The sequence below is a fragment of the Citrobacter sp. HN-141 genome (assembly GCF_033341895.1).
Lineage (GTDB): Bacteria > Pseudomonadota > Gammaproteobacteria > Enterobacterales > Enterobacteriaceae > Citrobacter.
Map to the genome: position 1 here is coordinate 118,978 of NZ_JAWPBF010000016.1, position 13,908 is coordinate 132,885.

The following is a 13,908-nucleotide window of genomic DNA, read 5'->3' on the forward strand; positions in this document are numbered from 1 at the left end:
GTTCAGTTAACGCCTCAGTTTCAGAAAGTATCGCCTGTGAGGGTAGAAGTTATGAATATGCACTCTCAGAGAAAGGGTTCCGTTCACCTCATGTTCATCGCTTCTCTGAAACGCCGGCTCCTGTGAACGTGTAAAGGGCGTTCTCCGCCACGCCCTTTACAATCCCGGCTCCCGGCGGGAAAATTGTTGCTGCGCAATACCCTCCGCTTATTCCTTCAGGCTACCGGGTCGGGCGCGAGATAGCATCCCTGCAAAACGCGCCCTGAGCCAGCATCCATGCTGGCTCTCCCGGCCTTACGGAAACACGTCGGCAATTTTCAGCCGGACCAGCCCGCACCTCACCTTCTGCGTTTTTGTTTAAACAGCAAAACAGATTTAACTGGAAGCCTGAGAGTTGAAGCGATGACTCTGGTTCCGGCTGAAAATCGATGAGGCGTTGACGGCTGACCGGGGCTGTCCGCAGGGATGCGGACAGAGGGGACGGCCTGCATGGATGCAGGCTCGGCCCCGACCCGACAGGCAGACGGAATAAGACGAATAGCTCGCGTAGCGACGATTTTCCCGCCGGGAGCCTGGGATGCAAGGGAGGCGGCGGTGAGCCTCCCTTGCACGTTCACGGGTATCTGCGCTTCAGAGAAATGACACAACTAAGGTGAACGGAACTCTGAGCAAGAATCACATGTTCACCAGACATGCTTAACTGAACGGCATTACTGCTCGGGGGCCGTTTGATTAATCTCGTCGTACCAGTCGGAAAACACCCAGTACCACAATCGCGCCGACCACGGCCACCAGGAAGCTGTGGAGATTAAACCCACTGACATCACCGCCGATACCAAACATCGTTGCCAGCCACCCACCGACCACAGCACCGACAATACCGAGAATGCAGGTCAGGATAAATCCGCCGCCATCACGCCCCGGCATAATCAGCTTGGCGATAACCCCCGCAATCAGACCAAAAATAATCCAAGTAATAATTCCCATTTTCAGGCCCTCTTTCCAGTGAACGCATACGCAAGACATTCCTGCGCCAGCACGTTAAGTATAGGCAAGCCATCGCTACCTGCTGTTTGCACTCAGACTTAATTCATTGGCGTGAGTAAAAAATTTCATCCATTTGTATTAAGTTCCGTCTCGCTATGCCGATAACCCAACGATAAGCCAGGTATCCAGGAGTCATTAGGTGTGAGTAACTACAATGAGCAGTTCCTGAAGCAAAACCCGCTCGCAGTATTAGGGGTTCTCCGGGACTTAAATTCACAGCAGGTTCCACTGCGTATCTCCTGGTCGGGAGGTCAGTTCATCAGCAAAATTCTTGCTGTCAGCCCGGACGAATTGATCATGGATTTTGGCAGTCAGGAGTATGAAAACCAGGCCGTGCAACGCGCCAGCCAGATCTCAATTATCGCCGAAACGCAGGGTGCCAAGGTGGAGTTTACCCTCCCGCAACTGACAAAAGGCGAGTATCAACGATTGCCAGCCTTTGTCTCATCGTTGCCACCTTCGCTGTGGTTCGTCCAGCGCCGGGAATACTTCCGCATCGGTGCGCCGTTACACCCGCCCTATCACTGCAAGGCGAAGATGCCGGACAACAGTATCCTGCATTTCCGCTTATTCGATTTGTCTCTTGGCGGCATGGGCGCGCTATTAGAAGGGGCTACACCGGAGGGGCTGGTCGAAGGTATGCGCTTCTCGCAGGTTGAACTGAATATGGAACAATGGGGCGTGTACCACGTTGATGCCCAGCTCATTTCAATTACCGAGCGAAAAGTGATCGACGGGAAAAATGAGACCATCACCACTCCCCGCCTGAGCTTTCGTTTTCTCAACGTCGGCCCGGCGGTGGAGCGGAATTTACAGCGGATTATTTTTTCGCTTGAGCGCGAGGCTCGGGAAAAGTCGAATAAAGTACGCGAGTAATATCACGCGCCTTACATCGCATCCAGCGCTCGCTGAAGCTTCCAGATATAACGTGGAGCCTGCGGCGCAGGATGGTTATCGACAACATGCTCAAAAAACTCATCGGCACTCAGATCGTTGATTTTGCTGATGGCTTTTTTCCTGTCAGAGGAGAACGTCCGCAGCAGCGCCCCGGCACCGTTCGCATATGACACCACCAGCGCATATTGCATCACCTGTGGGTCTTCAATTCCCGCCAGCGGACCGGTTTCAAGAATGCTCAGATACGCCGCCCCCATGGAGATATTGCGCTCTGGATTTTTCAGCTCACTGGTCGACGGCTCTCCGCTCCATCCCATCCGACGATACACATCCCGCCCGGAGGTAGAGGCTTTAAGCTGCATCAGACCGATGGCATTAGATTTACTGACTGCATTGGGGTTACCCCCTGATTCAATAGCGATAATCGCCGTAATCAATTGTGGGCTAACGCCCCAGGCCGCACCGGCTTTTTCACTGATAGGCATCCATTGCATCGCGCGTTTAACCGGAACTTCTGCATTCCATGGCGGATTTTTGTAATCCTGTTTTGAACTACAGCCCGCAAGTATTACAACCAAAAAAGCAAACCATCTCAATTTCACGTCATCTATCCTTATAGCCGGAACCTGTCGCTGAGGTGACAACGACATACCTACGCGGCATGATATACATTTGGTTTTAGTTGTAGCAAGGAAATGCCATGTCCCGGTTTCACTTAATTGCCCCGTCGGGCTACTGTATCAACCAGCAGGCAGCATTACGTGGGCTTGCGCGTCTTACCGAGGCCGGTCATCAGGTCGATAACACTGCCGTCATTGCCCGTCGCTGTCAGCGTTTTGCCGGTACCGAAGCCGAGCGTCTGGCGGATGTGAACTCACTCGTTGAGCTAAAAACGCCTGATACTATTGTGATGGCGGTGCGCGGCGGCTACGGTGCAAGCCGTTTGCTGGCAGATATTGACTGGCAGGCGCTGGCCGTTCGCCAGCAACAGAACCCACTCCTGCTGTGTGGTCACAGCGATTTCACGGCCATTCAGTGCGGGCTGCTGGCGAAGAGTCATGTCATCTCGTTTAGTGGTCCGATGCTGGCGGCTAACTTCGGTGCCGAAGAAATGAACGCCTTTACCGAGCACCATTTTTGGCAGGCTTTACGCAATGCCGAATTTACCCTCGACTGGCAAGGTCATGGCCCGGATTGCGCTACCGAAGGCACGCTGTGGGGCGGAAATCTGGCGATGCTCATTTCGCTGATGGGGACGCCGTGGATGCCCGCCATTGAGAACGGTATTCTGGTGCTGGAAGATATCAACGAGCACCCGTTTCGCATCGAGCGCATGCTGCTGCAACTTTATCATGCTGGGGTCCTCTCCCGCCAGAATGCCATCATTCTCGGCAGTTTTAGCGGCAGTGCGCCTAATGATTATGATGCCGGTTATAGTCTTGATTCAGTGTGCGCGTTTTTGCGTGCCAAATTATCGGTTCCACTGTTAAGCGGCCTCGATTTTGGCCATGAACAACGCACCGTCACCTTACCTTTAGGGGCCAAAGCCGTGCTGAAAAATGATAAAAACGGCAGTCAACTCACAATCTCCGGTCATCCGGTGCTTAAATCGTAAAAAAAGCCTGTCTCAGGGCTAAGTAAAACGCTGTTTCTGTCGTTATTATGTTAGGGTTTATTAATACGAAACAGCGTAATTCAGGAGTAACCGAACGTTGGATGCCGCAGCAATCATTAGCCTTTTTATTTTGGGTTCCGTTCTCGTCACCTGCAGTATCTTGCTTAGTTCATTCTCATCACGTCTTGGTATCCCGATTCTGGTGATTTTCCTCGCTATTGGCATGTTAGCGGGCGTGGACGGTGTTGGCGGCATTCCTTTTGATAACTACCCGTTTGCCTACATGGTCAGTAACCTGGCGTTGGCCGTGATCCTGCTTGACGGCGGGATGCGAACTCAGGCCAGCTCCTTTCGTGTTGCGCTAGGCCCGGCATTATCGCTGGCGACCGTGGGCGTGCTGATTACCTCTGGTTTAACCGGCATGATGGCGGCATGGCTGTTTCATCTGGATCTCATCGAAGGGCTGCTGATTGGCGCGATTGTCGGTTCAACCGATGCCGCAGCAGTATTTTCCCTGCTCGGCGGTAAAGGGCTGAACGAACGTGTGGGTTCGACGCTGGAAATTGAGTCAGGTAGTAATGACCCAATGGCCGTATTTCTGACCATTACACTTATCGAAATGATCCAGAATCACGAGACCGGTTTAAGCTGGATGTTCGCCGTGCATATTATCCAGCAGTTTGGCTTAGGTATCGCTATCGGTCTCGGCGGTGGATACCTGCTCCAGCAGATGATTAACCGTATTTCTCTGCCTGCCGGGCTGTATCCGCTGCTGGCCTTAAGCGGCGGTATCCTCATTTTTGCCCTGACTACCGCGCTTGAAGGCAGCGGTATTCTGGCGGTTTATCTGTGTGGTTTCCTGCTGGGTAATCGCCCCATCCGCAACCGATTCGGTATTCTGCAAAACTTTGACGGACTGGCCTGGCTGGCGCAAATTGCCATGTTCCTGGTGCTGGGATTGCTGGTGACGCCGTCTGACCTGTTGCCTATTGCGATTCCGGCGCTGATTTTGTCCGCCTGGATGATTTTCTTCGCGCGTCCGTTGTCGGTGTTCGCCGGATTGCTGCCATTTCGTGGTTTCAATCTGCGCGAGCGCATTTTCATTAGCTGGGTTGGCTTGCGCGGCGCGGTACCCATTATCCTTGCCGTCTTCCCGATGATGGCGGGTCTGGAAAATGCGCGTTTGTTCTTTAACGTCGCATTCTTTGTGGTACTGATCTCGCTGCTGTTCCAGGGAACGTCGCTGTCGTGGGCCGCCAAAAAAGCCAAAGTCGTGGTACCTCCCGTTGGCTGGCCGGTGTCGCGCATTGGTCTTGATATTCACCCGGATAATCCCTGGGAGCAGTTCGTTTACCAGTTGAGTGCCGATAAATGGTGCGTAGGGGCCGCATTGCGTGACCTGCATATGCCAGAGGAAACGCGTATTGCCGCACTGTTTCGTGACAACGTGCTGTTTCACCCCTCAGGCAGTACCCGCCTGCGTGAAGGCGATGTGCTGTGCGTCATTGGCCGCGAACGCGACCTGCCCGCCTTAGGCAAGCTGTTCAGCCAGTCGCCGCCAGTGTCGTTAGATCAGCGTTTCTTTGGTGATTTTATTCTCGAAGCCAGCGCGAAATATGCCGATGTGGCTCTGATTTATGGTCTGGAAGATGGCACCGGGTATCGCGATAAGCAGCAAACGCTGGGGGAAATTGTTCAGCAGCTGTTGGGTGCTGCGCCGGTCGTCGGTGACCAGGTGGAATTTGCCGGTATGATCTGGACGGTCGCCGAGAAAGAGGATAATGCCGTGCTGAAAGTGGGTGTCCGCGTGGCAGAAGATGAGGATGAATAACGCAGTTGTTTTGGCCGGGTGACGGCTGCGCCTTACCCGGCCTACAAATGTACTGCTTCTGTAGGCCTGAAAACTGCGCGCCATCAGGCAATCCGACAAAAGTTACACCGTCACTACCGGCACGCGCAGCGCCAGCGAGCACATTAATTCATAGCCCACCGTGCCCGCCGCTGTCGCCACATCGTCAATTTTAATCTCTTTGCCCCACAGTTCCACAGGCGTTCCTATCCCCGCCTGTGGGCATGGAGTCAGGTCTACCGCCAGCATATCCATGGATACCGTGCCGACCGTCCCGGTCCGTACACCGTCCACCAGCACCGGTGTCCCACTTGGCGCATGGCGCGGATAACCATCGGCATAGCCTGTCGCCACAATCCCTATGCGCTGTTCACCGCTGGCAGTGTAACGACCGCCGTAACCCACCCGATCACCCGCTTTCAGCGTTTGCACGCCGATAATCTCACTGCTCAGCGTCATCACTGGCTTAAGTCCGGTGTTGGCAATATCCCGCCATTGTCCCGACGGCGACGCGCCGTACAGAATAATACCCGGACGAACCCAGTCATAATGCGCTTGTGGGTGCCACAGCGTCGCAGCCGAATTCGACAGCGAACGTCGACACTCCAGCCCTTCCGTTGCCTGCGCAATACGCGCCATCGCGTCCTTGATGCCATCCGGATGTTCAGCATCAGCAAAATGCGACATCAGCGTCATCTCACCCACGTTAGGCATTGCCCGCAACTGTTGCCAGACGGTCGCTACTCGCTCTGGTAAGAAACCCAGCCGGTTCATGCCGCTATTCACCTTCAGGTAAATATCCAGCGGCGCGTTCAGGCGGGCATTTTGCAACGCTTTGAGCTGCCAGTTACTGTGGACACAGGTGGTCAGACGATATGTGTCATACACCGTCAGGTCTTCGGCATGGAAAAAACCCTCCAGCATTAAAATCGGTCCTTTCCATCCCCGCTCCCGCAGGGTGATCGCCTCCTCGAGATTGAGCATAGCGAAACCATCGGTCGTTCCCAGAGCATTCCAGACACGTTCTATACCGTGTCCGTAGGCATTGGCTTTCACCACCGACCAGACGCGGGAGTCCGGCGCAGCCTGACGCGTAATGGTCAGATTTTGTTTCAACGCCTGCAGGTCAATGCTGGTCAGTATCGGGCGGGTCATCTCGCGTCCTTATTAGTTATGTACACCGTGTAAATGCCGCGGGCGAGACGGGGTAAATCCCGGACTGTAACGCGCCACGCTCAGATCGTCATAAGGTATGGCTGGCGTGCGACCAGAGAGAATATCGCTCAGTAACTGACCCGATCCACAGGCCATTGTCCAACCCAATGTGCCATGACCCGTATTGAGCAGCAGATTCTTAAAGCGGGTACGCCCCACCACTGGCGTTCCGTCTGGTGTCATCGGACGCAGCCCGGTCCAGAAGGTGGCTTGTTCAACATGACCGCCGCGTGGAAAGAGATCGCGCACCACCATCTCCAGCGTTTCACGACGTGGTTGTAGTAGCTCGGTATTAAAACCAACAATCTCTGCCATACCGCCAACACGAATACGCTCATCAAAACGGGTAATGGCGATTTTGTAGGTTTCATCAAGAATAGTGGAAACCGGCGCACCATCATCTTCTGCCACCGGAATGGTTAATGAGTAGCCCTTAAGCGGATACACCGGAATATCAACGATCCCTTTGAGCATCGCCGTGGAGTACGAGCCAAAGGCCATAACATAGGCATCGGCTTTGATAACTTCGTCGCCACACTGGACGCCATAAATTTGCTCGCCTTCGCTGAATAGCTTATCGACGGGAGTGTTAAAACGGAATTTTACCCCCGCCTGCTCGGCCATTTGCGCCAGACGCTGGGTAAACAGCTGACAGTCACCGGTTTCGTCATTCGGCAACCGTAATCCCCCTGTCAGTTTGTGCGCGACCTCTGCCAGCGCAGGTTCGACTTCCGCCAGACGATTTGCCTCCAGAAGTTGGTACGGCACACCGGCATCTTCCAGCACGGCAATATCACGCGTGGCGTTCTCATACTGTTGAGCGGTTCTAAACAGTTGTAACGTACCGCCCTGACGACCCTCATACTCGATCCCCGTGGTGGCTCGCAGCGCCTTCAGACAATCACGGCTGTATTCCGCCAGACGCACCATGCGCCCTTTGTTTTCCATGTAGTGGCTGGTGTCGCAGTTACGCAGCATTTGCCACATCCACTTCAGTTGGAACTGCGTGCCGTCGAGGCGTACAGCCAACGGGGCGTGGCGCTGAAACATCCATTTAATCGCTTTTAGCGGTACGCCTGGCGCCGCCCACGGCGCGGCATAACCAGGAGAGATTTGCCCGGCGTTAGCCGCACTGGTTTCCAGTGCCGGACCCGGCTCACGATCGATGACGGTGACATCGTGTCCAGCCTGACTTAAATACCAGGCGCTGGTCACGCCAACGACGCCACTTCCCAGTATGACAACTCGCATAGCCACTCCGTTAACAGTAAAAGAACAATCTTCTAATTACATCTTGATAACTCAGTTGAAAATATTATTCAACATATGGCTTTTTTATGGTGATGTATCTCACACATAGCAGTGATTGCAGGGAAGTCTCTGCTTTGGCATCTCCTGCTGCGCGTAAATTTTATCCAGCATAAAATTTTGTTACCTCGCCGTTTTTCGACGCTTCGCTGACGTGAAATCGCAAAGAAAAAATTTCTCCTGCAGCACGCTTTTTAACACCATGATCTATGCTTGAAATGAGGTACTCCAGACAGAGAGTGCCGCCAACAATGAGGGTGCGCGAATGGCTACGATTGATTCCATGAACAAGGACAGCACACGGTTAAGCGATGGACCCGACTGGACGTTTGATCTGCTGGATGTCTATCTGGCAGAGATAGACCGCGTGGCGAAACTCTACAGGCTGGATACCTACCCGCACCAAATCGAGGTGATCACCTCTGAGCAAATGATGGATGCCTACTCCAGCGTCGGGATGCCAATCAACTATCCGCACTGGTCGTTTGGTAAAAAATTTATTGAAACCGAACGCTTGTACAAGCACGGTCAGCAAGGACTGGCCTATGAGATTGTTATTAACTCCAACCCATGTATCGCGTACCTGATGGAAGAGAACACCATCACCATGCAGGCACTGGTCATGGCGCATGCCTGCTATGGACATAACTCGTTCTTCAAGAATAACTACCTGTTCCGCAGTTGGACGGACGCCAGCTCCATCGTCGATTACCTGATCTTCGCACGAAACTACATTACCCAGTGTGAAGAGCGTTACGGTGTTGATGAAGTTGAGAAACTCCTCGACTCCTGCCATGCGCTGATGAATTACGGCGTTGACCGCTATAAACGCCCGCAAAAAATCTCACTACAGGAAGAGAAGGCCCGGCAGAAAAGCCGTGAGGAGTATCTGCAAAGTCAGGTGAATATGTTGTGGCGTACGTTGCCAAAGAAAGAGGAAGAGAAGACCATCTCTACCGCACGGCGTTATCCTTCTGAGCCGCAGGAAAACCTGCTGTATTTTATGGAGAAAAACGCCCCACTGCTTGAGTCCTGGCAGCGAGAGGTCCTGCGTATTGTGCGTAAGGTGAGCCAGTATTTTTATCCGCAGAAACAGACTCAGGTTATGAACGAAGGATGGGCAACCTTCTGGCACTACACTATCCTCAATCATCTTTATGATGAAGGCAAAGTCACCGAGCGCTTTATGCTGGAGTTTCTGCATAGCCATACCAACGTGGTATTCCAGCCACCGTATAACAGTCCATGGTATAGCGGGATAAACCCTTATGCGCTGGGTTTTGCTATGTTCCAGGATATCAAACGTATTTGTCAGTCGCCCACCGAGGAGGACAAATACTGGTTCCCCAATATTGCGGGTTCCGACTGGCTGGAAACGCTGCATTTCGCGATGCGTGATTTTAAAGATGAGAGCTTTATCAGCCAGTTCCTGTCACCGAAAGTGATGCGCGATTTCCGCCTGTTCACGGTGCTGGATGATGACCGCCATAATTACCTGGAAATTTCAGCGATTCACAATGAGGAGGGGTATCGCGAGATCCGTAACAGGCTGTCATCGCAATATAACCTGAGCAACCTGGAGCCGAATATTCAAATCTGGAATGTCGATCTACGCGGCGACCGTTCACTGACCTTGCGTTACATCCCACATAACCGCGCGCCGTTGGATAAAGGACGCAAAGAAGTGTTGAAGCATGTTCATCGGCTGTGGGGATTTGATGTGATGCTGGAGCAGCAAAATGAGGACGGCAGCGTTGAGCTGCTGGAGCGTTGCCCGCCAAGGATGAACGGCCTGTAAAGCTGATTGCCGGAGGCGGTGTAAACACCTTATCCGGCCTATGACGCAGACGCATTGTAGGCCGGATAAGACGCTTTGGCGTCACCATCCGGCATTGCGCGATTAGCGTCCCTGAATAGCTAAATCGCCCGGTAAATTCTTCTGCATACGGTGCCAAATCTCGCCACTGTCGTGACCATAACGGCGCACCGTTTCATAGACCAAATCATGAGCGCCCTGCTCACACAGCTCTGACAGCTTACGGTAGAAGTTAAGCGCCAGGCCACGCGCTTCCGGGTTGGCAAAGTAATGACGGCCAATACGCGTATAAAGTCCTTTCATGCCGTTGAGGATCAAACCGTAAATCGGATTGCCCGACGCAAATGCCAGACCGCGGAAAATGTTGTAGTCCAGATCGGCAAACGCATCAGCATGGTCAGCAACCTGATTCGCCGTGGCCAAAACGTCCTGGGCTTTATCAGGATGCTGGCGGAATGCGGTGCGAATAAAGATCGTCGAGATGTTGGTACGCACAGACAGCAGATTATCAATCAACTGCGGAACGCTTTCGTGATCGAGACGCGCCAACGTTTCCAGAATATTCAGTCCGGAGGTTTCCCAGAAGTTATTCACTTTCGTCGGTTTGCCGTGTTGAATGGTCAACCAGCCGTCCCGCGCCAGACGCTGCAATACTTCGCGTAACGTGGTACGTGTTACTCCAATAAGTTCGGAGAGTTCACGTTCAGCGGGCAAAATAGTGCCAGGTGGGAAGCGGTTATTCCAGATACTCTCAATGATGTACTCTTCCGCGAACCCAGCCGGGCTTTGCGCCTTAATGACCATAGTAAAAATTCCATTACACAGCAAAACATAGTTATACACATCATACCAGATGGGTATCTTAGCTGATAGCTGACGCAATGAAGAAAAAGTGGATCAAGGCTTCATTTTCCAAATAACGCTACAGTACAGCCAACCTTGCCAGTCTCGTGAATAGCTTGCCTGTACTCCCACCTCCCGCTAAGCTTTGCGGTCAAACATAAAAACATGATTTCATTTTTAAAGGTAGGGAAATCACCATGGAGCTATCATGGGGCCGCGCGATGTGGCGCAATTTTTTAGGTCAATCACCAGACTGGTACAAACTTGCACTGCTTGTCTTCTTAGTCGTTAACCCGATTATTTTTTTCATCAACCCTTTTATCGCCGGTTGGTTGCTGGTGGCCGAGTTCATTTTCACGCTGGCGATGGCGTTAAAATGCTACCCACTACTGCCCGGCGGGCTGTTAGCCATCGAAGCTGTCGTCATCGGCATGACCAGCGCCGCACATGTTCGTGAAGAAGTTGCCGCCAACCTTGAAGTGCTCTTGCTGCTGATGTTTATGGTGGCGGGCATCTACTTTATGAAGCAACTGCTGCTGTTTATTTTTACCCGACTGCTGCTCAGTATTCGCTCCAAGATGCTGCTGTCGCTGGCCTTTTGTGTTGCCGCAGCCTTCCTTTCTGCGTTCCTCGACGCATTGACCGTGGTCGCAGTTGTGATCAGCGTGGCGGTCGGTTTTTACGGCATCTACCATCGCGTCGCCTCGTCCCGTCCGGAAGATAACAATTTGCTGGATGACAGCCATATCGACCAGCACAATAAAGCCGTACTCGAGCAGTTCCGTGGTTTTCTGCGTAGCCTGATGATGCACGCGGGAGTCGGCACCGCGTTAGGCGGTGTGATGACCATGGTTGGCGAACCGCAGAACCTGATTATCGCCAAAGCGGCTGGCTGGCATTTTGGTGATTTTTTCCTGCGCATGTCACCGGTCACCGTTCCGGTGTTGATTTGCGGTCTGCTCACCTGCCTGCTGGTTGAAAAGTTACGTTGGTTTGGCTACGGAGAAACATTACCGGAAGCGGTCCGTGGCGTTCTGCAACAGTTTGACGATGAAAGCCGTCAACAACGTACCCGCCAGGATAAAATCAAGCTGATTATTCAGGCTGTTATCGGCGTATGGCTGGTCGTCGCCCTCGCGCTGCATCTGGCAGAAGTCGGATTAATTGGCCTCTCGGTGATTATTCTGGCGACGTCGTTAACCGGTGTCACTGACGAACACGCTATTGGTAAAGCCTTCACCGAATCGCTGCCCTTCACCGCGCTGCTTACCGTATTTTTCTCCGTGGTTGCGGTGATTATCGATCAGCAACTCTTTGCGCCGATTATTCAGTTTGTTTTGCAGTCTTCTGAACATGCACAGCTGACCCTGTTCTATCTTTTCAACGGCCTGCTGTCGTCAATTTCAGACAACGTCTTTGTTGGCACCATTTACATCAACGAAGCGAAAGCGGCGCTGGAGCACGGGACGATTAGCCTGAATCAATATGAACTGTTAGCGGTGGCGATTAATACCGGAACCAACCTGCCTTCCGTAGCGACGCCAAATGGTCAGGCGGCATTCTTGTTCCTGCTAACCTCCGCACTGGCACCACTGATTCGCCTCTCCTACGGCCGTATGGTGTGGATGGCATTGCCGTATACGATCGTCCTGACGCTGGTGGGTCTGTTGTGCGTAGAGTTCACGCTGGTCCCCGTGACCGAATGGATGATGCAAACAGGCTGGTTAGCTACACTTTCATAACAATAAACCGGGTAAATCACTGCCCGGTTTGACTTTTTGCATGATAATTATCCGATTACACAATATTTCAATTGCCGCTAGTGGCGCATAAATTGAATTGGTTTAAACTGCGGTCTCTACGCATGTTGCAGGGAAATTATTATGTTGCGATTTTTAAACCAGTGCTCCCGTGGGCGTGGAGCATGGTTATTGCTGGCGCTCACCGCCCTGGCGTTGGAACTTGTTGCCTTGTGGTTCCAGCATGTCATGCTGCTTAAACCTTGCGTGTTGTGTATTTACGAACGTAGCGCATTATTTGGCGTGATGGGTGCTGGTCTGGTGGGCGCCATCGCCCCAAAAACGCCGCTGCGTTATGTGGCGATGCTTATCTGGATTTACAGCGCCTGGCGCGGACTTCAGTTAGCGTATGAACACACGATGATTCAGCTGCACCCATCACCGTTCATGACCTGTGATTTTGCCGCGCGCTTCCCGAGTTGGTTACCGCTGGATAAATGGCTGCCGCAGGTATTTATGGCTTCCGGTGACTGCGCTGAGCGTCAGTGGTCATTTTTAACCCTGGAGATGCCGCAATGGCTGTTGGGGATTTTTGCCGCCTATCTGGTCGTTGCCGTGTTGGTGCTGATTGCCCAGCCCTTTAAACCGAAAAAACGTGACCTCTTCGGTCGCTAACAGAACGCTCCTTCGGGAGCGTTCTGTTTGCCATAATGTCATTGCCTGCGGGTATCTATAAAATGTATATTAAATGCATCTTATAGATACCCCACAAAGGAGATGTCTTATGTCCCATTTACGCATCCCGGCAAACTGGAAAGTTAAACGCTCTACTCCCTTCTTTACGAAAGACAATGTCCCGGCCGCTCTGCTTTCTCACCACAACACAGCAGCGGGCGTTTTTGGACAACTCTGCGTGATGGAAGGCACTGTAACGTATTACGGCTTTGCCAATGAAGACGCAAAAGAACCTGAAGTAAAAGTGGTCATTAATGCCGGACAGTTCGCGACCAGCCCACCGCAGTACTGGCATCGCGTTGAATTAAGCGACGATGCGCAGTTCAACATTAATTTCTGGGTTGAAGATGACAACCATAGTGATGAGATGTATCAGGCGAAAAAGTCTTAATCCTTAACGCCTGTTAATCGATGGGCGGCTTAGTCCGCCCATGAAGGTTTGTTCAGAATAGGCGGCACTATTAATTTATAGTGCGTCGAAGTGAGCAGAAAGCAGTCGTAAAGCAGAGTGTTAGCGCAAGACGAATCACCACCTTCCGAGGTTTTGAGTTGTTTTGCGCTAATTTTTTGCCCCATCCATGCCACATCACACACCCATCTTCGAAAAACATGCAAAGCCTTGCAAACCGATGCAAAGCTTTGTGCATCCATCTTTTGTCTCAATTAAAAACTTCCAAATCTGTATTTATTGGCTCTGATAAATTTCTGCTATCCCTGATCACATCACCTATTGTCGCTAATCAAGGAATACTCCTATATCAAGAAGTGGGTGATGCTGCCAACTTACTGATTTAGTGTATGATGGTGTTTTTGAGGTGCTCCAGTGGCTTCTGTTTCTATCAGC

12 protein-coding genes are annotated in these 13,908 nt (G+C 52.2%); 7 read left to right on the plus strand and 5 right to left on the minus strand.

What is annotated here, in order from left to right:
• Window positions 1-732 precede the first annotated feature (732 nt).
• Window positions 733-987 (minus strand): GlsB/YeaQ/YmgE family stress response membrane protein, encoded by a 255-nt coding sequence (locus RYZ59_RS18895; protein WP_114681720.1) that lies wholly within the window; start codon window positions 985-987, stop codon window positions 733-735.
• A 201-nt stretch (window positions 988-1,188) separates the two neighbouring features.
• Between RYZ59_RS18895 and ycgR the strand changes: the two genes are divergently transcribed.
• Complete coding sequence (ycgR, locus tag RYZ59_RS18900; protein WP_137381652.1) at window positions 1,189-1,923, plus strand: flagellar brake protein YcgR; 735 nt, start codon at window positions 1,189-1,191, stop codon at window positions 1,921-1,923.
• Window positions 1,924-1,934: 11 nt separating this feature from the next.
• Here the strand turns inward: ycgR and emtA are convergent, their stop codons facing one another.
• On the minus strand, window positions 1,935-2,546 hold the full coding sequence (gene emtA / locus RYZ59_RS18905; protein ID WP_040232326.1) for a membrane-bound lytic murein transglycosylase EmtA: 612 nt from the start codon (window positions 2,544-2,546) through the stop codon (window positions 1,935-1,937).
• A gap of 98 nt (window positions 2,547-2,644) precedes the next feature.
• Here emtA and ldcA point away from each other — a divergent pair, with 98 nt between their 5' ends.
• Both ldcA and RYZ59_RS18915 read left to right on the plus strand, forming a co-directional pair.
• Entirely contained in the window at window positions 2,645-3,559 is a 915-nt protein-coding gene (gene ldcA, locus RYZ59_RS18910; protein ID WP_318050090.1) for a muramoyltetrapeptide carboxypeptidase, read from the plus strand.
• A gap of 97 nt (window positions 3,560-3,656) precedes the next feature.
• A complete protein-coding gene (locus tag RYZ59_RS18915; RefSeq protein WP_040232328.1) occupies window positions 3,657-5,390 on the plus strand; it encodes a potassium/proton antiporter in 1,734 nt (577 codons plus the stop codon).
• 102 nt (window positions 5,391-5,492) lie between these two features.
• Here the strand turns inward: RYZ59_RS18915 and dadX are convergent, their stop codons facing one another.
• Window positions 5,493-6,563, minus strand: a complete 1,071-nt coding sequence (gene dadX / locus RYZ59_RS18920) for a catabolic alanine racemase DadX (RefSeq protein WP_318050092.1) — start codon at window positions 6,561-6,563, stop codon at window positions 5,493-5,495.
• A gap of 12 nt (window positions 6,564-6,575) precedes the next feature.
• Window positions 6,576-7,874 carry a D-amino acid dehydrogenase gene (locus RYZ59_RS18925; RefSeq protein WP_318050093.1) on the minus strand — a complete coding sequence of 433 codons (1,299 nt, stop codon included), beginning with the start codon at window positions 7,872-7,874 and terminating at the stop codon, window positions 6,576-6,578.
• Between the two features lie 322 nt (window positions 7,875-8,196).
• Between RYZ59_RS18925 and RYZ59_RS18930 the strand changes: the two genes are divergently transcribed.
• Window positions 8,197-9,729, plus strand: a complete 1,533-nt coding sequence (locus RYZ59_RS18930; protein ID WP_048211425.1) for a SpoVR family protein — start codon at window positions 8,197-8,199, stop codon at window positions 9,727-9,729.
• Between the two features lie 102 nt (window positions 9,730-9,831).
• Here RYZ59_RS18930 and fadR read toward each other — a convergent pair whose 3' ends face one another.
• Window positions 9,832-10,551, minus strand: a complete 720-nt coding sequence (fadR, locus tag RYZ59_RS18935) for a fatty acid metabolism transcriptional regulator FadR (protein ID WP_005122254.1) — start codon at window positions 10,549-10,551, stop codon at window positions 9,832-9,834.
• A 236-nt stretch (window positions 10,552-10,787) separates the two neighbouring features.
• On the opposite strand from fadR, the gene nhaB reads away from it, so the two are divergent.
• The 3 genes from nhaB to RYZ59_RS18950 all read left to right on the plus strand — a co-directional run bounded on the left by nhaB (window position 10,788) and on the right by RYZ59_RS18950 (window position 13,455).
• Complete coding sequence (gene nhaB / locus RYZ59_RS18940) at window positions 10,788-12,332, plus strand: Na(+)/H(+) antiporter NhaB (protein ID WP_202038453.1); 1,545 nt, start codon at window positions 10,788-10,790, stop codon at window positions 12,330-12,332.
• 141 nt (window positions 12,333-12,473) lie between these two features.
• Window positions 12,474-13,004: a disulfide bond formation protein DsbB gene (gene dsbB, locus RYZ59_RS18945; protein ID WP_005122248.1), complete on the plus strand. Its 531-nt coding sequence runs from the start codon at window positions 12,474-12,476 to the stop codon at window positions 13,002-13,004.
• 109 nt (window positions 13,005-13,113) lie between these two features.
• Window positions 13,114-13,455, plus strand: coding sequence for a DUF1971 domain-containing protein (locus tag RYZ59_RS18950; RefSeq protein WP_016153372.1), 342 nt, complete (start codon window positions 13,114-13,116; stop codon window positions 13,453-13,455).
• Window positions 13,456-13,908 lie beyond the last annotated feature (453 nt).

Bases quoted from the DNA above. Each gene is read 5' to 3' on its own strand.
- fadR (WP_005122254.1), bottom strand. From the start codon at position 10,551: ATGGTCATTAAGGCGCAAAGCCCGGCTGGGTTCGCGGAAGAGTACATC.
- ldcA (WP_318050090.1), top strand. From the start codon at position 2,645: ATGTCCCGGTTTCACTTAATTGCCCCGTCGGGCTACTGTATCAACCAG.
- dadX (WP_318050092.1), bottom strand. From the start codon at position 6,563: ATGACCCGCCCGATACTGACCAGCATTGACCTGCAGGCGTTGAAACAA.
- RYZ59_RS18895 (WP_114681720.1), bottom strand. From the start codon at position 987: ATGGGAATTATTACTTGGATTATTTTTGGTCTGATTGCGGGGGTTATC.
- RYZ59_RS18925 (WP_318050093.1), bottom strand. From the start codon at position 7,874: ATGCGAGTTGTCATACTGGGAAGTGGCGTCGTTGGCGTGACCAGCGCC.
- RYZ59_RS18950 (WP_016153372.1), top strand. From the start codon at position 13,114: ATGTCCCATTTACGCATCCCGGCAAACTGGAAAGTTAAACGCTCTACT.
- dsbB (WP_005122248.1), top strand. From the start codon at position 12,474: ATGTTGCGATTTTTAAACCAGTGCTCCCGTGGGCGTGGAGCATGGTTA.
- nhaB (WP_202038453.1), top strand. From the start codon at position 10,788: ATGGAGCTATCATGGGGCCGCGCGATGTGGCGCAATTTTTTAGGTCAA.
- RYZ59_RS18930 (WP_048211425.1), top strand. From the start codon at position 8,197: ATGGCTACGATTGATTCCATGAACAAGGACAGCACACGGTTAAGCGAT.